Below are 21816 nucleotides of genomic sequence, written 5' to 3' on the forward strand. Positions count from 1 at the left end.
TGGATTTTTTATGTTTTTGTACTTTCTGCGTAAATCTGTGGTATCTGCGGGAGAAGAATTATTGCCCGCTGATTACGCTGATGTTCGCAGATTTTTATGTTGTGTTTTGGATTTTTTATGTTTTTGTACTTTCTGCGGAAATCTGTGGTATCTGCGGGAGAAGAATTATTGCCCGCTGATTACGCTGATGTTCGCAGATTTTTATGTTGTGTTTTGGATTTTTTATGTTTTTGTCCTTTCTGCGTAAATCTGTGGTATCTGCGGGAGAAGAATTATTGCCCGCTGATTACGCTGATGTTCGCAGATTTTTATGTTGTGTTTTGGGTTTTTTATGTTTTTGTCCTTTCTGCGGAAATCTGTGGTATCTGCGGGAGAAAAATTATTGCCCGCTGATTACGCTGATGTTCGCAGATTTTTATGTTGTGTTTTGGATTTTTTAAGTTTTTGTACTTTCTGCGTAAATCTGTGGTATCTGCGGGAGAAGAATTATTGCCCGCTGATTACGCTGATGTTCGCAGATTTTTAAATTGGATTTTGGATTTTTTAAGTTTTTGTCCTTTCTGCGTAAATCTGCGGTATCTGCGGGAGAAAAATTATTGCCCGCTGATTACGCTGATGTTCGCAGATTTATATGTTGTGTTTTGGATTTTTTATGTTTTTGTACTTTCTGCGTAAATCTGCGGTATTTGTGGGAGAAAAATTATGGCCCGCTGATTACGCTGATGTTCGCAGATTTATATGTTGTGTTTTGGATTTTTTATGTTTTTGTACTTTCTGCGTAAATCTGTGGTATCTGCGGGAGAAAAATTATTGCCCGCTGATTACGCTGATGTTCGCAGATTTTTAAATTGGATTTTGGATTTCTTCAAGTTTTTGTACTTTCTGCGTAAATCTGCGGTATCTGCGGGAGAAGAATTATTGCCCGCTGATTACGCTGATGTTCGCAGATTTTTATGTTGTGTTTTGGATTTTTTATGTTTTTGTACTTTCTGCGTAAATCTGCGGTATCTGCGGGAGAAAAATTATTGCCCGCTGATTACGCTGATGTTCGCAGATTTTTATGTTGTGTTTTGGATTTTTTATGTTTTTGTACTTTCTGCGTAAATCTGCGGTATCTGCGGGAGAAAAATTATTGCCCGCTGATTACGGCTGATGATCGCAGATTTTTAATCAATATATCTTCTATTTCTTTGTGAATCAGTGGTAAATGAGGGAGTAATTCAGGAGCACAAGGGAAAAATTAGTATTTATTTCTTCAATCAATTTTGTCTGGATTAAATTCCCTACTCACTTTCCATCTATTATGACTCCATAGATAGAGACTTGGACTGTGTCTGATAGTATGCTCGGTACGTCGGATGAATTCATCGGTGATGCTATGTTCTGCAGCTTGGTCATAGGGAGGATTATCCATTAGACTATAGGTGAAAATGTAATGCCCTCGTTTTGGTTTGCGAACATCAGAATAGATTACGGTATGCCCAAAGCGCTTGGCAAGTTTCTCTGCACCTTCAAAGAAAATCGTTTCTCTATTCATAAAAGGTGCCCAATAGCGGATTTCAGCTTTTGTGGGTCTTTGGTCGGCTGCTAGGACAATCAGCCGAGGTACCTCTCGATTCCTCAAATATTCTCTTTGAAAGGAAGCTCTTTCCACCAACATACCTCCAAATCTCCCTCTGATGTTTTTCATCAGTTTCTCGAAAAATGGGCTGTTTACTTTTAGATAGACCACTTCACACTGTGTGCTTATATTGCCCATCATTTGAAGCAAATGCATTTCCCAATTGAAAAAGTGTCCTGTCATTCCTACCACAACTTCGCCTTTTTTGATCAATTCAAGTGGTATATTTACATTTTCTATTTGTACCCTTTTTGCTAATTCTTTCTTGGAAATGGTGTACATTTTGAAAGTTTCGGCAAAAGAATCTGTCAAGTTTCTGAAAAACTCCCTTTCAATTTTAAGTCTTTCTATTTCTGTTTTTTCAGGGAATGCATATTTTAAATTTTCCTTAATTACTTTTTTTCTATACCCAACTATATAATAACCAATCAAATACAAGATATCCGAAAAAATGTAGAGGATACTCAGTGGGAGGTAGGATATTAGTTTGAAAAAGATCATTTTATAGGTAGGTTTCTTTTACGTGAAAGTGTTTTATTGGCAAATATCTAAATATCCTATGTTAATACCTGTATCCTAAGCAATAAGTTTAAAAAATTGCAATGGAAAAGACTTTTATAAAATTCGTTTCGCATCCATTATCTCAGTATCTAGTTTCGATCAATACCAAAATGATGGCAGCCATATGAATTTGAAAATCAAACTATCATTAATCAAATTTTTATTTGAGAAAATGGATTGTCAACCACTTTCTTCAAAAAAATTAGCTAAAATTTATTGCAATGATTACTTTTGGTACTTATGTCTGAAGTGCAGAGAAAAAAATATTCCGATCAGGAAAAAAACAGGATTTTTGACGGGGAATTTATGCCACACATAGATTCCATGTATAATTTTGGTTATAGGTTGACCTTTGATGAGGACGATGCCAAAGATTTGGTGCAAGATACTTATCTTAAGGCATACCGATTTATCAATTCCTTTGAGCAAGGTACAAATGCAAAGGCATGGTTGTTTAGGATATTGAAAAATAGTTTTATAAACGATTACAGAAAGAAAAGCAAGCAGCCAGCCAAAGTTGATTATCAGGAAGTTGAAACTTATTACAACTCTGATGATGTTGACTATGGTATCACCTCAGATTTACGTGTGGATTCTCTCAAGGATATGCTTGGGGATGAGATTTCAAATGCACTCAACAGTCTTGCGGTGGATTTTCGAACAGTTATCATTCTATGTGATTTGGAAGGATTTACTTACGAAGAAATGGCGAAGATTTTGGATATTCCGATCGGAACAGTTAGGTCTAGGTTGCATAGAGCGAGGAACTTATTGAAAGAGAAGTTACGTTCATATGCTCAAAACATGGGATATAAAACCGATGAAGAGGAATAGTTTCAGATTAATTATGAATAAGTATTAAAGATTACCCTAGATTAATATTAAAATGGAGAATAATTTAGAAGGAACAGGAGAGAGGAAATTGCAGTGTGATGATGTGAGCAAATGCTTTCAATTGCTGGAAAGTATTCTAGATGGGAATGAAAGCGCCGATTCGCAGGAAGTCCTCAAATCAAAACTTGCAAAATGTCAACCATGTTTTGAGCACTATCATTTGGAACAGGCGATCAAAGAAGTACTACGTACTAAGTGTACTAAGCATGAAGTGCCATCTCAGCTGGTAGAAAATATCCGTCAAAAAATCGAAGAGATAAAATAAGGGATATGTCATCAGGAAAAGCAATTATTTTTTCAGCACCGTCAGGTTCAGGCAAAACAACAATAGTTCGTCATTTAATAGGGAAAATTCCGAATCTAGGTTTTTCTATTTCTGCTTGTACGAGAGACAAGAGAGGTAGGGAAGAGGAGAATGGCAAGGATTATTATTTTTTGAGTCCGGATGAATTCAAATCCAAAATAGATCAGGATTCATTTATAGAATGGGAAGAGGTATATGAAGGTAATTTTTATGGTACTCTCAAAGAAGAAATTCAGCGTATTTGGGATTCAGGAAAACATGTGATTTTTGATGTAGATGTCAAAGGAGGGCTAAATCTAAAAGATTATTTTGGAGATAAAGCTTTGGCTATATTTGTAAAAGTACCTTCCATGGATGTACTTACGGAAAGACTTAAAGACAGGGGAACAGAATCGGAAGAGAGCTTATCGAGGAGGTTATATAAAGCAAAGTTTGAAATGGGCTTTGAGAATAAATTTGACGTTACTATCGTCAATGACGACATGCAAAAGTCATTCATGGAAGCAGAAGCAATCGTAGGGAAATTCTTAGAACAGTAATTTTGAAAATCGGCTTATTTTTCGGATCTTTTAATCCTATTCATATTGGACATTTGATTATAGCCAATGTGATGCAGGATCAGACTGAATTGGATGAAGTCTGGTTTGTAGTCAGTCCTCAGAATCCTTTCAAGACAAAGAAATCACTATTGCACGAATTTGATCGGCTTAGGATGGTAGAGCTCGCCATCGCCGATCATTTTCATTTTAAGGCCTCTGACGTAGAATTTCACATGCCTAGGCCAAGCTATACAATCGATACACTCACTTACTTAAGTGAAAAATACCCAAAGCACGAATTCAAACTTATAATAGGTAGTGATAATCTAACCCATTTTCACAAATGGAAAAATCATGACCTTATTTTGGACAGATATGGGCTATACGTATATCCAAGGCCAGGTGATCATCAGACATTCGATCATCCTAAAATCAAATACATAGCAGCACCAATGATGGATATCTCAGCTACATTTATTAGGAAAGCAATCAAGAACCAAAAATCTACTCGCTATTTAATTCCAGAAAGTGTAGACGAATATATAAAAGACAAAAAACTTTTTGTCTAAATATCTTCATAAGGATAACTAAACTTACTCCACATAAGTTGCGTTTACACTTTCCATAAAAAACATTTTAGAAAAGACATATTCATTGCTGCAGTCAGTTTATGATGGTCAGCAACGTGAAGGATTACACTTATAGTCAAAAAAGCAGACTATCTTATTCCTTTTTATGAATTATTTACAAGCAAAAGGAACTAATTAATTTCGAAATTACTTTTGTAGTATATTTGAGAATTTAGAAATAACATAAATCATATAAAAAATGGCAAAAGCAATAGAAATTACTGATTCTAATTTTGAAGAAATTATGAAAACTGGACAGCCTATCCTTGTGGATTTTTGGGCTGAATGGTGTGGACCATGTAAAATGATCGGTCCGGTAGTTGAAGAACTCGCTGGTGATTACGATGGCAAAGCTGTAGTTGGAAAAGTAGATGTAGATGCAAATCCTGGAGTTGCTGCTCAGTTTGGTATCAGAAGTATTCCAACCTTACTATTCTTCAAAGATGGTCAAATTGTAGACAAACAAGTAGGGGCTGTACCTAAGTCAGTATTGGCTCAGAAACTTGATGCGCAATTGTAATAGCTTTTAAATAGAGCAAAAAAAAACCGCTAAGAGTAATCTTAGCGGTTTTTTTAATAAAGGCAATTTTTTTAAACTTATAATCTTTCCAGATTCGAAACCCCACCTGAAACAATAAATTTCATTACATCCGAACTTTTGACATTGGTAAGGATTCTGACATTGTCTCTTGGTACGAGATAAAGGTTTCCTGAGAAGTTATAGCTGTGAGGAAAATAGATGGCTACCAAGCTTTCCTCCTCTAGTGAAGCCAAGTTATCCTGTGTTATGAAGCCAAGTCGAGACATACCTTCGGAAAGTTTTACTATGACCGGCGTATTGAATTTTTTCTTGTCACCTACAAAGGCTGACATCAAGTCCTTGATACTTGTATAAACGATATTTATCAAGGGAATTTTAAAAATCCATTTCTCAAATAAGTCAAATAGAGGTTTGGTGATGAATAGACTAGCCAAATACCCTACAAATGTAATAAATCCCAGCATGACTAAAATGCCCAGTCCTGGTACAGGAATAGGTATGATGCCATCCAAAAAATTTATTGTCAAGATGATCACATAAATAGTCAAACCCAAAGGGACTACAAAAAGTAACCCTCGCAGAAAGTATTTTATAAATCTTTTGTAGGTAAATGCCATTTTGAAAATTTGTTAAGTTCGTAAAACTACAAAAAAGCCCCAGATTACTCTGAGGCTTTTTTTAATTTTATTTATGACTATGTTATTATAAGTCAATTCCCATAAATGACATAAAGGCAATTCCCATCAACCCAGTAAGGAGCATGGTAATACCAAGACCTTTAAGACCATTAGGTACATTTGAATATTTCAATTTTTCTCTGATAGCTGCCAAGGCTATGATAGCCAAGAAGAAGCCAGTCCCCGAACCGAAACCATAAACAGCTGATTCAGCCAATGTATAGTCTCTCTGAGCCATGAACAAAGAACCACCAAGGATTGCGCAGTTTACAGCGATCAAAGGAAGGAAGATACCCAAAGCTCCGTAAAGTGCAGGAGCAAATTTCTCAACAACCATCTCTACCAACTGAACCATAGCTGCAATGATGGCGATGAACATAATGAATCTCAAGAATGAAAGGTCAATAGTAGCAAATGTTTCACCTGCCCAAGACAATGCACCTTCTTTCAATACAAATTCATTCAAAAGCCAGTTGACAGGTACTGTTACAGTCAGTACGAAAATTACTGCTGCACCAAGACCCAAAGCTGTGCTTACTTTTTTGGATACCGCCAAGAATGAACACATTCCTAGGAAGTACGCAAATACCATGTTGTCAATAAATATTGATCGTATAGCTAAATTAAATAATTCCATATCTCTTTTATTTATTAATGTTCAACATATCCAGTTTTGGTACGCTGTACCCAAATGATCAATCCAAGAATGATAAATGCACCTACTGGAGATACCATCAATCCGTTGGTAGCCAAGCTGAAATCTTCTCCAAACAATCCAGAGATTGGTTCATATATGGCAACACCGAAAACTGACCCTGAACCTAATAGCTCTCTAAAGAAAGCAACGGCCAGGATAATCCACGAATAACCCAAAGCACTACCAAACCCATCAAGAATGGCGTCATATGGCTTGTTTCCTAATGCAAATGCTTCCAAACGACCCATTACGATACAGTTGGTGATGATCAATCCAACAAATACTGAAAGCTCTTTGTACATATCAAATGCAAATGCTTTCAACACTTCATTTACCAATGTCACCAAAGTAGCCACTACCGCAAGTTGCACGATAATCCTTACCCTTGAAGGAATGGTGTTTCTCAAAAGTGAAATTGTCAGGTTTGCCATAACAATTACGAAAATAACCGAAATTGCCATTACCAAGGTTGGCTGCATCTGAGTTGTAACCGCTAGTGCCGAACAAATTCCAAGTACTTGAATGGTAATTGGGTTATCGTCAACCAATGGGTCAGATATTAATTTTTTTCTTCTTTTCGACAGAAGCGCCTCTGAGGACTTTTTTACTTCTGCTTGTGCTGTTTCTGTACTCATTATATAAAGATTGAAACGTTCAAAATCAATTTAAGACTGCTACTTCCGTAGAGTTTCCGGATTTTTTCTTTTCGATGTAAGATTCGTAGTAGCTGATGTAGTTTTTCAACATGTCATTTACACCATTTGCAGTAATAGTTGCACCTGATAAGCCATCTACTTTGTGTTCTTCTCCATCATAATCCTTTCCTTCACCCTTTTGCATGATCACGGCTCTCAATTCCCCACTCTCGTCAAAGATTTTTTTCCCCTGATATCTTGCCTGAACATTGTTTTCTGTGATTCTTGCACCTAGACCAGGCGTTTCACCTTTGTGTGAGAAAGTAACTCCTTCTACTGTGTTAAGGTCTGTTTGAAGTGCCAAATAGCCCCATATTTCGTCCCATAGTCCCGCTCCATATACTGGAAGGATATATGAATCAACTGCATCTTCATTTCCTTCTTCGTGATAGATAAAGATTGGATATAATCGATCTTCAGGAGATTTCTTGTAGTTTTTACCTACATCTACTGACTCCGCTACTATACTATTTCCCTCAGAATCTTTTTCTACTTCATTTCCTTCAATATCAACTACTTTTGAAGCAATTCTAGATTCATAATATTCTAATACTTCTTCAGGACTCATTGCTCTCAAATCCTCAGGTGCCATTACAGCTCCCAAAATCTGTTTTTTATTGTCGAGATCCTGCGCTTTCTTTTGTATAGGCCCAAGTACTTGAGATGTTCCCGATAGCAATAATCCAAGTACTACTGTTAGGATTACTGAGAAAGTGATGATATAACCGTTAGACTGTTGCACGTTGTAACCTCCTTTTCTTGTTTGCTTTTACTACATAATAATCTACCAAAGGTGCAAATACATTCATAAATAGAACTGCTAGCATAATTCCCTCTGGATACGCTGGATTAGTTACCCTGATGATTACTGTCAAAACACCAATCAAAAGACCATAAATCCATTTTCCTGTTTCTGTTTGAGCTGCCGATACTGGGTCAGTAGCCATGAATACGATTCCAAAAGCTAATCCACCCATTACCCAGTGGTATTCCGGTCCCATCGCCATATATTCATTTACAGCAACTAGATTCATGATAAATCCCATGATATAAGCACCTGCAAATCCACTTACTATTATTTTCCAACTTGCTACACCTGTTCCAACCAAAATTGCTGCTCCGATCAATGCCATCAGTGTGGAAGTTTCGCCTATTGAACCTGGAATCCAACCCATAAATAAATTTGCAAATTCATAAAGTCCAGACCCGATTGCGCTATTGTGCGAGGAAAGTGCTGCATTTACAGTTTCTCCTTCTACACCTGCTGTATATGCAACTGCCAATGCTGTGGCTCCTGAGAATCCATCTACAGCTGTCTTATCTCCCAAATATGTCCATACTTGATCTCCTGAAATTTGCGCAGGATATGCAAAGTATAAGAATGCTCTTGCTGTCATGGCTACGTTGAGAATATTCATCCCTGTTCCGCCAAAAACCTCTTTTGCTATAACTACAGCAAATATAGTTGCCAAAGCTACTTGCCATAATGGCATCGTAGCTGGTACTACTAACGGAATCAACATTCCTGTCACTAAGAAGCCTTCGTTGATCGGGTGCTTTCTGATTACTGCAAATGCTGCTTCCACCAGACCACCAGCTGCGTAAGCAACAATAACGATTGGTAAAACTAATGTTAGACCTAAAATTGCCTTGTCGGCAAAGTTATCCCACAAACCAGCTGTCTGACCAGTAGCCAAAAAGTGCTGATGTCCTGTATTATATATACCAAATAGCAAACAAGGAATCATTGCAATCACAACCGTGATCATCATTCTCTTCAAGTCAATGGCATCTTTTACCTGAGCTCCTTTTATACCGTTTGTATGGTTTGGCGAAAACAAAAATGTCTCACCAGCCTCAAAGGCATAATATAGGTTCTCTAATTTTCCTCCTTTGTGAAAAAGGGGTTTCTGCTTATCCAACAGATCTCTTAGAAACTTCATATTGATTAACTGTATTGAATTAAATCTATTCCTTTTCTAACTATTTCCTGCACTGGGTGTTTAGATACATCTACGAATTCGCATAAGGCTAAATCCTCTTCCACGATTTCATAAATCCCCAATTCTTCCATTTCATCAAAATCTTCAGCCATGATAGCTTTCAATAAGTAAACTGGAAGGATGTCCATTGGGGTAACACTTTCGAATACACCTGTCTGTACAAATGCTCTTTCTTCACCTCTTACGTTGGTGTCCAATACAAATTCTTTGCTTGGCTTCAAAAAAGACAAGAGTCCTAGCGCTCTATGATAGCTTAACTTTTCTGAAGTTGGTTTCATCCAACCTAAGAATTCATAATATTCACCTTCAGGTAGCAAGGTAATTTGGTTATGATAATAGCCTAAGTAGCCATCTTTGTTGATTTTTTCGCCAGTCAAGACATTTCCTGAAACTACTCTCGTGTCAGGAGCAATTTCTGATTTTTCGTCTTCTTTCAAGTTTCCGTTGACTAATGGGTCTACACATGCTCCAATATAGGTTTTTGTGTATGCCGCTGTTTTTGCTCTAGAACCTGTGATTGCGATTGTTTTTGAGGCGTCATATCTGCCTTCCAGAAAAAGTTTCCCTATCTGAGAAACTCCATATGGACTGATAGTCCAAGCTACTTCTCCTTTGTTGATAGCGTCAATGTGATGGATTTGTACTCCAACATTGCCAGCAGGGTGTGGTCCTGAAAATTTATTGATTTGGGCATTTTGTATATTTGCGAAAATAGCAGGTACTTCAGCATTTCCATTCAAGTTGAGATGAACTGTGCCCTCTGTAAGCTTTTTCAAAATATTTATCCCCGTTTGGAAGTATTTTTCTTCACCTTTTAATGTCACAGCATAATCTGGCGCCAATGGATGTGTGTCGAATCCTGAAATAAATATTGCCTTTGGTTTGTCATCTGGGTTGGCAACAATTCCGAAAGGTCTTTGGATCAATTGAGGCCATACGCCACCTTTTGTAAGATTGGCAATGGCATCTTCTCTGGAAATCGATTTGATGGAAGATTCTGCATATTTCTCGAAACTTTCATAGCTTATTTCACTATCTGCAAGAATCTTGATCTCTAGCAATTTCCTCTTTTCACCTCGTTTGATCTCGACGATTTCGCCGGACACAGGCGCGACATATTGAACTTGATCCAACGCTTTGTCGAATAAAATCGGAGTTCCAGCCTTTACGGTATCACCCTCATTTACAGTGACCTTTGGTCTTTGTAGACCAATGAAGTCTGTAGGTTTGATAGCAAAGGTTTTCGCTGACTGGAATTCTACAAGCTTTTTCTCAGCTTTTCCAGCGAGCTTAATGTCGAATCCCTTCTTAAGCTTAACTAGTTTTGACATATTATATGAACTGTATGGTCTTTTGAAAAACGCCTCAAATCTAATAAAATACATCAGTTATTAGAAGATAATTTTGGTATTATTTATCACCTTCTTGCTAAGTTGACATACTTTTGAGTTGTCGTTCAAATTAATTATTTTCAAATTCAAGGTTTGTTTCAAAGGTATTGATGTGCTTCATGACTTGTTCCATGAGCCACATTGGTGTAGAGGTAGCTCCACAAATACCCACTTTATCTTCAGTTGTAAACCACAAAGGGTCTATCTCTGTTTCATTTTCTACAAAATAACTTCTTTCGTTTTCTGCTTTGCATACTTGGTAAAGCGCTTTTCCATTTGAACTCTTCTTGCCGGAAACAAAAATAATTACATCATTTTCCTTTGAGAAATTCAATAATTGGGGTTCTCGGTTGGAAACTTGACGACATATGGAATCATTGGCATTGAAATCAACTTCATTCAGTTCGCCTTTGGCTTCTTTGATTCTGTTTTCAATTTTTTCTTTTAATTCATAAAAGCCCTTAGTGCTTTTGGTTGTTTGACTAAATAGTGTGACTGATTTTGTAAAATCAATCTTATCTAGGTCTTTGTCTTCCATGACTACAATCGCTTTTTCTAAAGTCTGCCCAGTCAACCCGATAACCTCGGCATGGCCTTTTTTGCCATAGATCACTATTTGACCTTTCTCCTTCTCCATTTTGTCAAATGCAGTTTTGACTCTATGCTGAAGCTTCAATACTACCGGACAAGATGCATCTATAAGCTCAATATTATTTTCTATCGCAGTTTTGTAGGTCTCAGGAGGTTCGCCATGAGCCCTGATCAAAACTTTGCAGTTGCTTAACTCTTGTAGCTTTTCTCTATCGATTACCACTAGACCTTTTGCGCTTAGTCTCTTGACTTCCATGTCGTTGTGTACAATGTCTCCAAGACAATACAATTGGTCAGATACTTCCATCTCATCTTCAGCCATTTTTATGGCGAATTCTACCCCAAAACAATATCCTGAGTTTTTATCTATGGTAACTTTCATAATTCAAATTGATTTTTAGCCAATTTTCTCTTTTGCCAGTGAAACTATCCTATCTACTTGATCATCAAATTCCAATAAGCTTGTGTCAATTTCAACGGCATCTTCAGCCTTTTTTAACGGACTTTCTTTTCTTGTGGAATCTATCTTGTCTCTTTCGTCTAGATTTTGGATGATCTTTTTGATTTCTACCAAATCACCCTTCTCCAAGATTTCTTTTTGCCTTCGTACGGCTCTTATATTCAGATCGGCTGTCATAAAAACCTTGAGCTCTGCTTCAGGAAAAACTACTGTGCCTATATCTCTTCCATCCATCACAACCCCCTTTTTCTTGCCAAGTTTTTGTTGTTGGGAAACGAGCTCTTGTCTTACTTCTTTTATTTTGCTTACTTCACTCACATAGTTTGAAACCCGCATACTACGTATCTCTTTCTCAACATTCAAACCATTGAGATAGGTTTCTTGTTTTTGATTAGCTGGATTGATTTGAAAACTTACATTTAAGCTTTCAAGAGCATTTCTTATATCTCTGGGATTGGTTAATACAGTTAGTTTATTCAAGAAGTGGAGTGTAGTGGCCCGATACATGGCTCCAGAATCTATATAGGTGTAATCCAAAGCTTTTGCTACTGCTTTTGCTGTAGAGCTCTTGCCACATCCAGAAAATCCATCTATTGCAATTACGATTTTACTCATTTACTAAAAGTTGACTTTCGCTTTTCTTTTCAGGTGCAAATATAGTAGTTTTAAATCTAATTCTTCTAGGAACTAATTGTAATCCTTAGATCTACGTTATTACAACTGAATTCTGTTGAAAATAATTATAAATTTTCGTGCTGAGATCATATACAAATTATAGTTTGTATGGGTTTTCATAGTGGTATCATTTCTCGATTAACAATCGTTATCATTTAAAGGAAAAATATTGGATATAAATTCAAATCCTTTTTGCCACTTAAAATCATCTTAAAATTCAAATCCTCAAAAGTTTAAAAGAAAAAATATGACAAATTGTTTTAGTGTTGAAGGAAAATTGATTGATATTGAAATAGGTGAAATATATCCTGCAGAAGTCAAAGTAGGTGATGGGAAAATCATTTCCATTCGCAAAATTCAACACAACGATCAAATGCCATATATTTTGCCTGGCTTTATAGATGCACATGTACATGTGGAATCGTCCATGTTGGTCCCTTCAGAATTTGCCAGGTTGGCGGTAGTGCACGGTACTGTGGCAACTATTTCTGATCCACACGAGATTGCCAATGTCTGTGGGATGGAAGGGGTGAATTATATGATTGAGAATGGACAAAAGGTACCTTTCAAGTTTTATTTCGGTGCGCCATCTTGTGTGCCTGCCACACCTTTTGAGACTGCAGGAGGAGAAATTACAGCTGCTGACATCAACAAACTTCTTGAGAGAAAGGAAATCGTTTACTTGGCAGAAATGATGAATTGGCCAGGGACGGTAAATCGTGATCCTTTGGTTATGGAAAAGATTGCTTTGGCAAAGAAATATGGGAAACCAGTTGATGGTCACGCACCTGGACTTATGGGAGAGGTAGCTGCTAAGTATGCTTCTGCTGGGATCACGACTGACCACGAATGCTTCACTAAGGAAGAAGCATTGGATAAAATTCAATTGGGGATGAAAATTGCCATTCGGGAAGGAAGTGCTGCTAAGAATTTTGAAGCTTTGATAGACTTGATTGATGATTATCCAGAGATGATCATGTTTTGCTCTGATGATAAGCATCCTGATAATCTGGCTGTTTCGCACATTAATGAGCTTGTAGCAAGAGCATTGAAGAAAGGGAAGGATTTGTTCGATGTCCTTAGGGCAGCTTGTATTACACCTGTAGAGCACTATCGCTTAGACGTTGGTACGCTTCGTATTGGAGATCCTGCTGATTTTATTGTTTCTGAAGATATAGTTGATTTCAAAATCAAAGAGACTTACATCAATGGTAAGCTTGTGTCGAGTAATGGTAAAACTTTGATCAATCGTGTGGAAAATAAAATCATCAATAATTTCAATGCTTCTGAAAAATCACATGATGAATTTAGCGTGAAGTCAAATGGTGAAAGGGTGAGGGTTATAGAGGCGTTGGACGGGCAGCTGATAACACCAGCTGTCGAAGGGGAAATTATCTTAAATGATGGTTTTGCCGAATCCAATGTTGAAGCTGATATTTTGAAAATAACGGTGGTCAATCGCTACGAGAATGCAGCACCAGCTGTAGCTTTTATCAAAAATTTCGGTATCAAATCAGGGGCAATAGCCTCTTCTGTAGGTCATGATTCGCATAATATTATTGCTGTTGGAGTAGATGATCAGTCCATTGCAAAAGCCGTGAATCTATTGATCAAAGAAAAGGGTGGGGTAGCAGCTGTCGATAATGGAGAAGAAATGGTTCTTGCCTTGCCAATAGGGGGAATTATGTCAGCCGATGATGGCTATGAGGTAGCAAAAGCCTATACCAAGATCGACCAAATGGCAAAAGCCATGGGTTCAAAGCTCCAATCGCCATTTATGACTTTAAGTTTTATGGCTTTGTTGGTGATCCCAGATCTTAAATTGAGTGATAAAGGACTGTTTGATGGACAAAAGTTTGAGTTCGTGGATGTCTTTTTGGGTTAAAATCAAATAGTTATAGAAATCCTTTAAAAATTAAATTAGTTGAAAATTTGGAAATTTATGTTAAGTAAAAAATTGAGTTGATCAATTTTGTTAATAGCATAGTTTTTTCTATTGATTTCTGAATAAAAAGTTCTTGATAGCTGGTTTTGTTTGATGTATAGCAAACTTATGGTTTGGATGGAAGTTGTTATATTAGTAAAAAATATAACCCAATTAATAACTTAATATATTATGATGAATTTTGAGCTCAATGAAAATCAGGCGATGATCGCCCAGATGATTAGAGATTTTGGAGCAAAAGAGATTACCCCATTCAGAAAAGAATGGGATGATAACCAACATTTCCCTTTGGAAGTATTTAAAAAGCTTGGAGAACTTGGTTTGATGGGCGTATTGGTTCCTACCGAATACGGTGGGTCTGGTTTTGGATACTTTGAATATGTCACGGCTATTTTGGAATTGTCAAAGCTAGATCCTTCAGTAGGATTGTCCATGGCAGCACACAATTCGCTTTGTTCTGGACATATCATGATGTTTGGGAATGAAGAGCAAAAAAGCAAATATCTTCCAAAGCTTGCTACTTGCGAATTTTTGGGTGCTTGGGGATTGACAGAGCCAAACACAGGTTCTGATGCTGGCAACATGCGAACAGTTGCAGTAAAAGATGGTGACTACTATGTCATCAATGGAGCAAAAAACTTTATCACGCATGGAGTTTCTGGAGATGTTGCAGTAGTCATTGCAAGGACAGGAGAAGTTGGGGATTCCCATGGAATGACAGCTTTTGTTGTGGAAAGAGGTACTCCAGGATTTAAGGGGGGCAGGAAAGAAGATAAGCTCGGCATGCGTGCTTCAGAGACAGCAGAAATGATTTTTGAAGATTGTAGAGTTCACAAAGATCAGATTCTTGGAGAAGTTGGCAATGGGTTCATTCAGTCAATGAAAATATTAGATGGAGGTAGAATCTCTATCGCTGCTTTGTCATTGGGGATTGCTGAGGGTGCTTTGGAAGCTTCAATTCAATACTCTAAAGAGAGACAACAGTTCAATCAACCTATCAGCAAGTTTCAGGGAATATCTTTCAAACTAGCAGATATGGCAACGCAAGTAGAAGCTGCGAAACTTTTGACTTTCAAAGCTGCAGATCTCAAAAACAGAGGAGAAAAAGTTACTCTTGCAGGAGCAAAAGCAAAACTTTATGCTTCCGAAGTTTGTGTGTCTGTTTCCAATGAAGCAGTGCAGATTTTCGGTGGATATGGATTTACAAAAGATTATCCAGTAGAGAAATTCTACAGAGATTCCAAGCTTTGTACTATTGGTGAAGGAACATCTGAGATTCAGAAGTTGGTGATATCAAGAGAGATTTTGAAGTAGTCAGCTAGGCCACGACGCACAAGTGTCGATGGTCAATAGACAACGGAGTTTAAATGACCTTTTCTAACTTATGATGATTATCCGTAGCTTTCATGGTTTCATATAGCTAAATTGATAAATAATCATAGGGTTAAATTAAGAGTCTAACCCTTCCAAAGTTTTAAATTTTGGAAGGGTTTTTTATTCTATTGCTTTCCAGTTTCTGATTTGAACACCTTCTCTTTCTTGATCGTCTTGAGCCTATTAATATTAATGCAAAAAAAAAAGGATGTCGTCCAAATAATGCCAAAACCTTGTTGCTCCAGGTTTCTTTTCTTTATTTAATGTAATCTTGGAATTCAATTCCTTATTTGCATAAAATAGTGTGATTTTCATTATGTGTAAAAATCTTAGCGGTGGTTGCAATTTGGTAAAATCTGGTTGATAAGATAGATCAGCGCCAATTGAAATCAAACGGTTACATCTTGAATTAGTACGCAATAGAACACTGAAGACGCAGATCTAGCGGATTGACACAGATAAAAATCAGCGTTCATCAGCTTAATCATGATTCGAGGCAGGCTCTGGTGTATTCCTATTAAACCATCCCACCGACTCCAAGCAAGAGATAGATCCCGGCGGCCAAAGAAGCCCCTATGATTGGGCCTAGTATCGGTACCCAACTATATGCCCAATCACTACTTCCTTTTCCTCTGATTGGTAAGATTTGATGCATGATTCTTGGGCCAATGTCACGGGCTGGGTTGATCGCATAGCCGGTAGTTCCACCCAAAGACAAACCAATCACCCAAACCAAAAAAGCTACTGGCAATGCACCTAATGAACCTAGGCCAATGGGGGTGTTGCTGCCATCTTGCAAAATAGGCTCAGTAGAATAAAGAATCACGATAATCAAAACCGAAGTACCGACAATTTCTGAAATAAGATTTGAAGAATAATTTCTGATCGCAGGTGCTGTGGCAAATGGAGCGAATTTCAAGCCTTGGTCATCAGTGGCATCGAAATGATCCTTGTAAACGATCCAAGAGATGCCCGAACCAAACATGGCTCCAAGTACTTGCGCAAATACATAGCTAGGAACATCTCCCCATGGAAAATCTCCAGTAATTGCCAAAGCGATACTTACTGCTGGGTTCAGGTGTGCACCGCTATATGGGCCTGCTACTGCCACTCCTATAAATACACCAAGTGCCCAAGCTGTAGTAATTACGATCCAACCACTATTTTGTCCTTTGGTTTTGTTCAATACTACATTGGCTACAACTCCAGATCCCATCGCAAGCAGGAGGGAGGTTCCGACAAACTCTGCTACAAATGCATCCATTATTCTACCCAGTTTTTAGATCGTTCAACTGCCTTATGCCAAAAATGTAAATATTTTTCGACTTTTTCCTTATCCATCTTTGGTTCGAAACTCTTATCAGCTTCCCAAAGTGATTTGAGTTCCTCTTCGTCTTTCCAGAATCCAACAGCCAATCCTGCCAAAAATGCTGCTCCGATTGCAGTAGTCTCTATGATTTTTGGTCTGGTGATTTTGCAATTTAATATATCTGCTTGAAACTGCATCAAGAAGTTATTTGCCGTAGCACCACCATCTACTCGAAGTTCTTTGGTAGGTTCACCACTGTCTTTTTCCATGGCCTTGAGCACATCATTTACTTGGTAGGCGATAGCTTCCAGAGCGGCTCGAGTCATGTGGGCAATGGTTGTTCCTCTGGTGATACCAAAAAATGCCCCTCTGGCATCTTGATCCCAATGTGGTGCCCCAAGTCCTGACAAAGCTGGGACGAAATACACCCCATCGTTATCCTCCAAACTAATGGCTAACTTTTCACTTTCTTTTGCATGTCCAAAAAACTCAATTCCATCTCTCAGCCACTGGATGGCAGCTCCACCTATAAAAACTGAGCCTTCCAAAGCATAATTCACTTTTCCATTGATTTCCCAGGCCACAGTAGTTAATAAGCGATTTTCTGATTTTACAGGCTTTTCTCCTGTATTCATGACCAAAAAACATCCGGTTCCATAGGTTGTTTTTGCCATGCCTGATTGTGTACAAAGTTGGCCGAAAAGTGCTGCTTGCTGATCACCAGCGATTCCTGCTATTGGAATTTTGACAGATAAGATATCACCTGAAGTTTCGCAATATACCTCTGAACTAGATTTGACTTCTGGAAGCATAGACTCAGGGATGTCAAACAATTCCAAAAGTTCCTTATCCCATTGCTTTTCATGTATGTTAAAAACCATTGTTCTACTGGCATTGGAGATATCAGTTATATGATTTTTTCCACCTGTAAGTTTCCAAACCAGCCAAGTGTCGATTGTCCCAAAAGCCAATTCGCCTTTTTTGGCACGCTTCCTAGCTCCTTCTACATTGTCTAGAATCCATTTGATTTTGGTAGCCGAAAAGTAGGCATCTAAGATTAGCCCTGTTTTTGAAGCGATCATCTCGGCTTTTCCTGCTTCCTTCAATTCATCACAGTAAGCTGAAGTCCTTCTGTCTTGCCAAACAATCGCATTGTATAGTGCTTTGCCTGTTTTCCTATCCCACACAATTGTCGTTTCTCTTTGGTTGGTGATACCAATACCCGCTATCTGATTTGCTTTGATATCCTCATTTGCCAATGATTCTATCATCACTGCTGATTGGCTAGTCCAGATCTCCTGAGGATCGTGTTCCACCCACCCGGATTTTGGGAAATGTTGCTTAAAGTCCTTTTGAGCAACAGAAACAATCTGACCTTTCTTGTCAAAGACAATTGCTCTTGAACTTGTAGTTCCTTGATCAAGTGATAAAATATATTGGGACATTTTTTCTGGGTTAATGGTTAATTAGGTGTTTGGTTATCTGATTATTGGTTATTTCGTAGAAATATAGTAGATATAAGGTTGGAATATTGTAGAAATAAGATTGAAATACAATGGAAATAAAGTTGAAATATTGTAGAAATACTTTTGGTCAACAGCCATTATTTCTGATAAGCTATATCTCAATAATACTTCGCCAGACTTGTCTGCAAAAGCCAAAGGCATACTTCAGAGAAGCAATATTTCCATTCTATTTCACGTCAGTAATATTTCGCTATAGGCTTATTTCATTTCCAATATCAATATCCATAAGTATCAATCAATATTTTATCCGCTACGCCTAAGGTGCACAAGCGTGGCGGATTTATTTCAATATATACTTATTTGCTGTTTTTTCGAAATCGGAGATTTCTTGGTTTGTCCATTCTTCATCTTTGGCAAATTCCTGCGCCATGATTTCTGCTACTTTAGGTGCCATTTCAATAGCGGCTCTTGCGTCTAGGAACAAAATGCGCATTCTCCGTGCTAGGATGTCTTCTACTTTCATAGCCATTTCATTTTTCACGGCCCAGACTACTTCTGCGACTGTATAGGGATAGCAGGGATGTAATCGATCCCCAAATTCCGGTTTATCCTCAATCATTTTTTGGATAGTGGCTGCATCTGAGCCATAGCCTTGCCAATGACCTTCTTGTGGATCTGTTGTATAGCCTCGATAATGGATATTTGCAGATGCGCTTTCCTTAATGCTTTCTCCAGTGACCATTGTGAATTTCTCAACAGTGTCTTCACCCATTTTTCGAAAGGTAGTCCATTTGCCCCCGGTGATGGAAGTCAATCCACTTTCAGAAACAATAACTTTATGTGAACGTGAAATTTCCTTTGTTTTGGTGCTGCCTTCTTTTGGAGCAGCAAGTGGCCTCAGACCTGCATAGACTGAAAGAACATCGGCTTTGGTTGGTGTTTTTACCATGTAAGCAGCAGCAGTTTCCAGCACAAAATCAATTTCTTTGCTCAACGCTTCTGGCTCTAGTTTGGCTTTTTCACGCAAAGTGTCTGTAGTGCCTACTACCAATTTGTCTTGCCATGGGACTGCAAAAAGAACCCGACCGTCCGAAGTTTTAGGGATCATCAGCGCATCATTTCCTCCAATGAATGATTTGTCCAAAACCAAATGAATTCCTTGGCTTGGCTGAATGCTTTTTGGTGCATCAGGTTGATCTAGCTGTAGGATTTTATCCGCAAACACACCCGTAGCATTTACGACCATTTTAGCCTTTATTTTGTAATTTTTCTTTCCAATCAAATCCCTGACTTGGATTCCGGTGATTTTCCCTTTTGTATTTTTTATCAAAGCATTGACCTTGGTATAGTTGAGGATATTACCACCCATTTCATTGCAAGTGATGGCTATACTCAAAGCCAATCTAGCATCATCAAATTGTCCATCATGATAGACGACACCTCCTTTGAGTCCATCTTGTTTGATCTGTGGTAATCTCTTTAAGGTTTCTTTTTTGGAAATAAATCTGGATTTTCCCAATCGAAGTCTTCCTGCCATCCAGTCATAGATTTTCAATCCAATACTGTACTGTAGTCTGTCAAAAAATGTATAGATAGGTATGATGAAAGGTTGATTATGGGTAAGGTGCGGAGCATTTTGTAAAAGTCTTCCCCTTTCTTTCAGTGCCTCGAATACTAGTGAAACATCTCCTTGAGCCAAATATCGAACTCCTCCATGGACAAGTTTGGTACTTCTGCTTGAGGTTCCTTTTGCAAAATCCGCTTTTTCTACCAACACCACAGAAAGTCCCCTTGAAAGCGCATCTAGTGCTACGCCAAGACCTGAAGCACCACCGCCAATTACTGCTATGTCCCAGATTTTGTTTTCTATTTCTAGTTTTTTGAGGTTTTCTATTCTATTCATTTTAGTGATATTTACTTCAAAAATAATATAAAAAGAAACAAAAAGAAATAAATAGAAATATTTAAATCAAAATAATTTACTTTTTGTATCTAATGAGCTATCTTTATCAAAAAAAGAAAGCTTTCATGACTATTGCAGAAAGACATAAATTTATATTGGAAAAGCTTAGCGAAGCTGGAATTGTGCATGTAGCTGACCTTAGCAAAGAGCTGGATGTCACTGTTGTTACAGTTAGAAAGGATTTGAAGTTGCTGGAAGACAAAGGACTTTTGTATAGATCCCATGGGTCAGCGACCTTAAATTCACCTTATGTCAATGATAGGCCTGTGCAGGAAAAGAAACTAGAAAGGGTTGAAGAAAAAATGAAAATAGCCCAAGCTGCTATCCAATTGGTAGTGGAGGATGAAGCGATTATCATAGGTTCGGGAACTACAGTGGTATCGTTTGCGCAAATGCTTCCAAAGAATCAAAAACTAACTGTGCTTACAGCAGCAATGAATGTGACACTAGCTTTGATTGATTCCCCTGATGTCGAGATCGTACAGCTTGGAGGTGTGGTAAGAAAAAGCAGCAGTTCTGTTGTGGGTAATTATGCTGAGGAAATGATGCGGAATTTTGCTTGTAGTAAGTTGTTTCTGAGTGTGGATGGGATCAGTTTGGATTTTGGGTTGACTACTTCACATTTGATGGAGGCACATCTCAATGCCCAAATGATCAAATCTGTCCAAAAAACCATCGTCTTGGCAGATTCCAGCAAATTTGGAAAAAAGGGCTTCGGTAAGATCTGTAATTTGGACGATATAGATGTGGTCATTACCGACGCTGGAATTCAGGAAATGTATAGGGAAAAATTGGAGGAAATGGGAATAGAAGTAAGGGTGGTTTGAATTGAGTTTTTCTTATAGTTTAAATTTTGTATAAAATCCAGTAAGTTTTATTTTCAACCAATCAGAATACTAGATTTAATGGGGGATATTAGTTAAACTCTTTGTACAACCTTCTCTCTACGCTCGAACTTCCATCGGATTCCAGAGTCACTTCAAATATGTAATCATACTCTATATCTTCCAATTCCTCAAACTTGTCTCCAGTCATAACAAAGTAATTCACGAGATGGTGAATGGTGTTGCTGTGGCCGACTACTACAGCATTTCCCTTTCTTGTTCTTAACTCCTCTACCAAATCATCATGGTTTTGTGGGTCGTAGATTTCTACAGCAATGCCAGCATTGTTAGAGACATGTTGAAGGGTAGCTTTGGTTCTTATGGTACTTGTGCTGAAAGCATGCTTGATTTGTTTATCTTCTAATATCTGCCCCAGTTTTTTTGATCTTACTGTGCCTGCTACACTTAATTGAGGATCTTCTGCATTAAGCATCTTTTCGGCATGCCTTACGATATAGATAGTTTTGGCTTCTTGTTTCGGAGTACAGGCAAAACCAATGATTATCAATGACAATATGAGCAGAATATTATTTTTCATTTTTGGGTGTTTTTAATTTTTTTGAACGTGCTAAAACTAAAGTAACTTTTCCGCTGCGG

The 21816-nt window shown here is 37.9% G+C and carries 22 protein-coding genes; 9 read left to right on the forward strand and 13 right to left on the reverse strand.

The annotated features are described in order from the left end of the window. Positions 1-247: hypothetical protein (locus MM236_RS11590; RefSeq protein ID WP_241275152.1), on the forward strand; the 247-nt coding region annotated here is incomplete at its 5' end. 1008 nt (positions 248-1255) lie between these two features. Here MM236_RS11590 and MM236_RS11595 read toward each other — a convergent pair. Further along, positions 1256-2122 carry a lysophospholipid acyltransferase family protein gene (locus tag MM236_RS11595; protein ID WP_241275153.1) on the reverse strand — a complete coding sequence of 289 codons (867 nt, stop codon included), beginning with the start codon at positions 2120-2122 and terminating at the stop codon, positions 1256-1258. A 300-nt stretch (positions 2123-2422) separates the two neighbouring features. Between MM236_RS11595 and MM236_RS11600 the strand changes: the two genes are divergently transcribed. The 5 genes from MM236_RS11600 (at position 2423) to trxA (ending at position 5068) form a co-directional block, all read left to right on the forward strand. Further along, positions 2423-3016 (forward strand): sigma-70 family RNA polymerase sigma factor, encoded by a 594-nt coding sequence (locus MM236_RS11600; protein WP_241275154.1) that lies wholly within the window; start codon positions 2423-2425, stop codon positions 3014-3016. A gap of 52 nt (positions 3017-3068) precedes the next feature. Continuing rightward, a complete protein-coding gene (locus MM236_RS11605; protein WP_241275155.1) occupies positions 3069-3341 on the forward strand; it encodes an anti-sigma factor in 273 nt (90 codons plus the stop codon). 5 nt (positions 3342-3346) lie between these two features. Further along, a complete protein-coding gene (gene gmk, locus MM236_RS11610; RefSeq protein ID WP_241275156.1) occupies positions 3347-3919 on the forward strand; it encodes a guanylate kinase in 573 nt (190 codons plus the stop codon). A 2-nt stretch (positions 3920-3921) separates the two neighbouring features. Continuing rightward, positions 3922-4488, forward strand: coding sequence for a nicotinate (nicotinamide) nucleotide adenylyltransferase (gene nadD, locus MM236_RS11615; RefSeq protein ID WP_241275157.1), 567 nt, complete (start codon positions 3922-3924; stop codon positions 4486-4488). Positions 4489-4747: 259 nt separating this feature from the next. Beyond that, positions 4748-5068 carry a thioredoxin gene (gene trxA / locus MM236_RS11620; protein WP_241275158.1) on the forward strand — a complete coding sequence of 107 codons (321 nt, stop codon included), beginning with the start codon at positions 4748-4750 and terminating at the stop codon, positions 5066-5068. A gap of 77 nt (positions 5069-5145) precedes the next feature. Here the strand turns inward: trxA and MM236_RS11625 are convergent, their stop codons facing one another. The 8 genes from MM236_RS11625 to cmk all read right to left on the reverse strand — a co-directional run bounded on the left by MM236_RS11625 (position 5146) and on the right by cmk (position 12218). Then, positions 5146-5706, reverse strand: coding sequence for a DUF502 domain-containing protein (locus tag MM236_RS11625; protein WP_241275159.1), 561 nt, complete (start codon positions 5704-5706; stop codon positions 5146-5148). Between the two features lie 85 nt (positions 5707-5791). Further along, a complete protein-coding gene (gene nqrE, locus MM236_RS11630; protein WP_241275160.1) occupies positions 5792-6403 on the reverse strand; it encodes an NADH:ubiquinone reductase (Na(+)-transporting) subunit E in 612 nt (203 codons plus the stop codon). Between the two features lie 14 nt (positions 6404-6417). Beyond that, positions 6418-7098 carry an NADH:ubiquinone reductase (Na(+)-transporting) subunit D gene (locus MM236_RS11635; RefSeq protein ID WP_241275161.1) on the reverse strand — a complete coding sequence of 227 codons (681 nt, stop codon included), beginning with the start codon at positions 7096-7098 and terminating at the stop codon, positions 6418-6420. A gap of 25 nt (positions 7099-7123) precedes the next feature. Continuing rightward, the gene (gene nqrC, locus MM236_RS11640; RefSeq protein ID WP_241275162.1) at positions 7124-7900 is read right to left on the reverse strand and encodes an NADH:ubiquinone reductase (Na(+)-transporting) subunit C; all 777 of its coding nucleotides are present in this window, start codon (positions 7898-7900) and stop codon (positions 7124-7126) included. Beyond that, on the reverse strand, positions 7887-9101 hold the full coding sequence (locus tag MM236_RS11645; protein ID WP_241275163.1) for an NADH:ubiquinone reductase (Na(+)-transporting) subunit B: 1215 nt from the start codon (positions 9099-9101) through the stop codon (positions 7887-7889). Before MM236_RS11645 ends, nqrC begins: the two co-directional genes overlap by 14 nt. A gap of 5 nt (positions 9102-9106) precedes the next feature. Beyond that, positions 9107-10492 carry a Na(+)-translocating NADH-quinone reductase subunit A gene (locus MM236_RS11650; RefSeq protein WP_241275164.1) on the reverse strand — a complete coding sequence of 462 codons (1386 nt, stop codon included), beginning with the start codon at positions 10490-10492 and terminating at the stop codon, positions 9107-9109. A gap of 130 nt (positions 10493-10622) precedes the next feature. Then, entirely contained in the window at positions 10623-11525 is a 903-nt protein-coding gene (locus MM236_RS11655; RefSeq protein WP_241275165.1) for a 4-hydroxy-3-methylbut-2-enyl diphosphate reductase, read from the reverse strand. Between the two features lie 15 nt (positions 11526-11540). Continuing rightward, positions 11541-12218, reverse strand: coding sequence for a (d)CMP kinase (gene cmk / locus MM236_RS11660; RefSeq protein WP_241275166.1), 678 nt, complete (start codon positions 12216-12218; stop codon positions 11541-11543). Between the two features lie 307 nt (positions 12219-12525). Between cmk and ade the strand changes: the two genes are divergently transcribed. Together ade and MM236_RS11670 are read left to right on the forward strand one after the other, a co-directional pair. After that, positions 12526-14163, forward strand: a complete 1638-nt coding sequence (gene ade, locus MM236_RS11665; RefSeq protein ID WP_241275167.1) for an adenine deaminase — start codon at positions 12526-12528, stop codon at positions 14161-14163. A 234-nt stretch (positions 14164-14397) separates the two neighbouring features. Next, positions 14398-15537 (forward strand): acyl-CoA dehydrogenase family protein, encoded by a 1140-nt coding sequence (locus MM236_RS11670; RefSeq protein ID WP_241275296.1) that lies wholly within the window; start codon positions 14398-14400, stop codon positions 15535-15537. 577 nt (positions 15538-16114) lie between these two features. Here MM236_RS11670 and MM236_RS11675 read toward each other — a convergent pair. From MM236_RS11675 to MM236_RS11685, 3 genes are all read right to left on the reverse strand, one after another. Further along, the gene (locus tag MM236_RS11675; RefSeq protein ID WP_241275168.1) at positions 16115-16861 is read right to left on the reverse strand and encodes an MIP/aquaporin family protein; all 747 of its coding nucleotides are present in this window, start codon (positions 16859-16861) and stop codon (positions 16115-16117) included. Then, positions 16861-18351 carry a glycerol kinase GlpK gene (gene glpK, locus MM236_RS11680; protein ID WP_241275169.1) on the reverse strand — a complete coding sequence of 497 codons (1491 nt, stop codon included), beginning with the start codon at positions 18349-18351 and terminating at the stop codon, positions 16861-16863. The genes MM236_RS11675 and glpK overlap by 1 nt, the downstream gene beginning before the upstream one ends. Before the next feature lie 361 nt (positions 18352-18712). Then, positions 18713-20275 carry a glycerol-3-phosphate dehydrogenase/oxidase gene (locus MM236_RS11685; RefSeq protein WP_241275170.1) on the reverse strand — a complete coding sequence of 521 codons (1563 nt, stop codon included), beginning with the start codon at positions 20273-20275 and terminating at the stop codon, positions 18713-18715. Between the two features lie 125 nt (positions 20276-20400). On the opposite strand from MM236_RS11685, the gene MM236_RS11690 reads away from it, so the two are divergent. After that, positions 20401-21162 carry a DeoR/GlpR family DNA-binding transcription regulator gene (locus MM236_RS11690; protein WP_241275171.1) on the forward strand — a complete coding sequence of 254 codons (762 nt, stop codon included), beginning with the start codon at positions 20401-20403 and terminating at the stop codon, positions 21160-21162. 88 nt (positions 21163-21250) lie between these two features. On the opposite strand, the gene MM236_RS11695 is transcribed toward MM236_RS11690, so the two are convergent. Further along, positions 21251-21757 (reverse strand): SixA phosphatase family protein, encoded by a 507-nt coding sequence (locus tag MM236_RS11695; protein WP_241275172.1) that lies wholly within the window; start codon positions 21755-21757, stop codon positions 21251-21253. Positions 21758-21816: the final 59 nt, after the last annotated feature.

It is taken from the genome of Belliella calami (assembly GCF_022549695.1).
In the GTDB taxonomy this organism is placed as follows: domain Bacteria; phylum Bacteroidota; class Bacteroidia; order Cytophagales; family Cyclobacteriaceae; genus Belliella; species Belliella calami.

What these genes read in the sequence shown, in the direction of transcription:
- MM236_RS11595 (WP_241275153.1), bottom strand. Translation starts at nt 2,122, where the DNA reads ATGATCTTTTTCAAACTAATATCCTACCTCCCACTGAGTATCCTCTAC.
- MM236_RS11600 (WP_241275154.1), top strand. Translation starts at nt 2,423, where the DNA reads ATGTCTGAAGTGCAGAGAAAAAAATATTCCGATCAGGAAAAAAACAGG.
- MM236_RS11605 (WP_241275155.1), top strand. Translation starts at nt 3,069, where the DNA reads ATGGAGAATAATTTAGAAGGAACAGGAGAGAGGAAATTGCAGTGTGAT.
- gmk (WP_241275156.1), top strand. Translation starts at nt 3,347, where the DNA reads ATGTCATCAGGAAAAGCAATTATTTTTTCAGCACCGTCAGGTTCAGGC.
- trxA (WP_241275158.1), top strand. Translation starts at nt 4,748, where the DNA reads ATGGCAAAAGCAATAGAAATTACTGATTCTAATTTTGAAGAAATTATG.
- MM236_RS11625 (WP_241275159.1), bottom strand. Translation starts at nt 5,706, where the DNA reads ATGGCATTTACCTACAAAAGATTTATAAAATACTTTCTGCGAGGGTTA.
- nqrE (WP_241275160.1), bottom strand. Translation starts at nt 6,403, where the DNA reads ATGGAATTATTTAATTTAGCTATACGATCAATATTTATTGACAACATG.
- MM236_RS11635 (WP_241275161.1), bottom strand. Translation starts at nt 7,098, where the DNA reads ATGAGTACAGAAACAGCACAAGCAGAAGTAAAAAAGTCCTCAGAGGCG.
- MM236_RS11645 (WP_241275163.1), bottom strand. Translation starts at nt 9,101, where the DNA reads ATGAAGTTTCTAAGAGATCTGTTGGATAAGCAGAAACCCCTTTTTCAC.
- MM236_RS11650 (WP_241275164.1), bottom strand. Translation starts at nt 10,492, where the DNA reads ATGTCAAAACTAGTTAAGCTTAAGAAGGGATTCGACATTAAGCTCGCT.
- MM236_RS11655 (WP_241275165.1), bottom strand. Translation starts at nt 11,525, where the DNA reads ATGAAAGTTACCATAGATAAAAACTCAGGATATTGTTTTGGGGTAGAA.
- cmk (WP_241275166.1), bottom strand. Translation starts at nt 12,218, where the DNA reads ATGAGTAAAATCGTAATTGCAATAGATGGATTTTCTGGATGTGGCAAG.
- ade (WP_241275167.1), top strand. Translation starts at nt 12,526, where the DNA reads ATGACAAATTGTTTTAGTGTTGAAGGAAAATTGATTGATATTGAAATA.
- MM236_RS11670 (WP_241275296.1), top strand. Translation starts at nt 14,398, where the DNA reads ATGAATTTTGAGCTCAATGAAAATCAGGCGATGATCGCCCAGATGATT.
- MM236_RS11675 (WP_241275168.1), bottom strand. Translation starts at nt 16,861, where the DNA reads ATGGATGCATTTGTAGCAGAGTTTGTCGGAACCTCCCTCCTGCTTGCG.
- glpK (WP_241275169.1), bottom strand. Translation starts at nt 18,351, where the DNA reads ATGTCCCAATATATTTTATCACTTGATCAAGGAACTACAAGTTCAAGA.
- MM236_RS11685 (WP_241275170.1), bottom strand. Translation starts at nt 20,275, where the DNA reads ATGAATAGAATAGAAAACCTCAAAAAACTAGAAATAGAAAACAAAATC.
- MM236_RS11690 (WP_241275171.1), top strand. Translation starts at nt 20,401, where the DNA reads ATGACTATTGCAGAAAGACATAAATTTATATTGGAAAAGCTTAGCGAA.
- MM236_RS11695 (WP_241275172.1), bottom strand. Translation starts at nt 21,757, where the DNA reads ATGAAAAATAATATTCTGCTCATATTGTCATTGATAATCATTGGTTTT.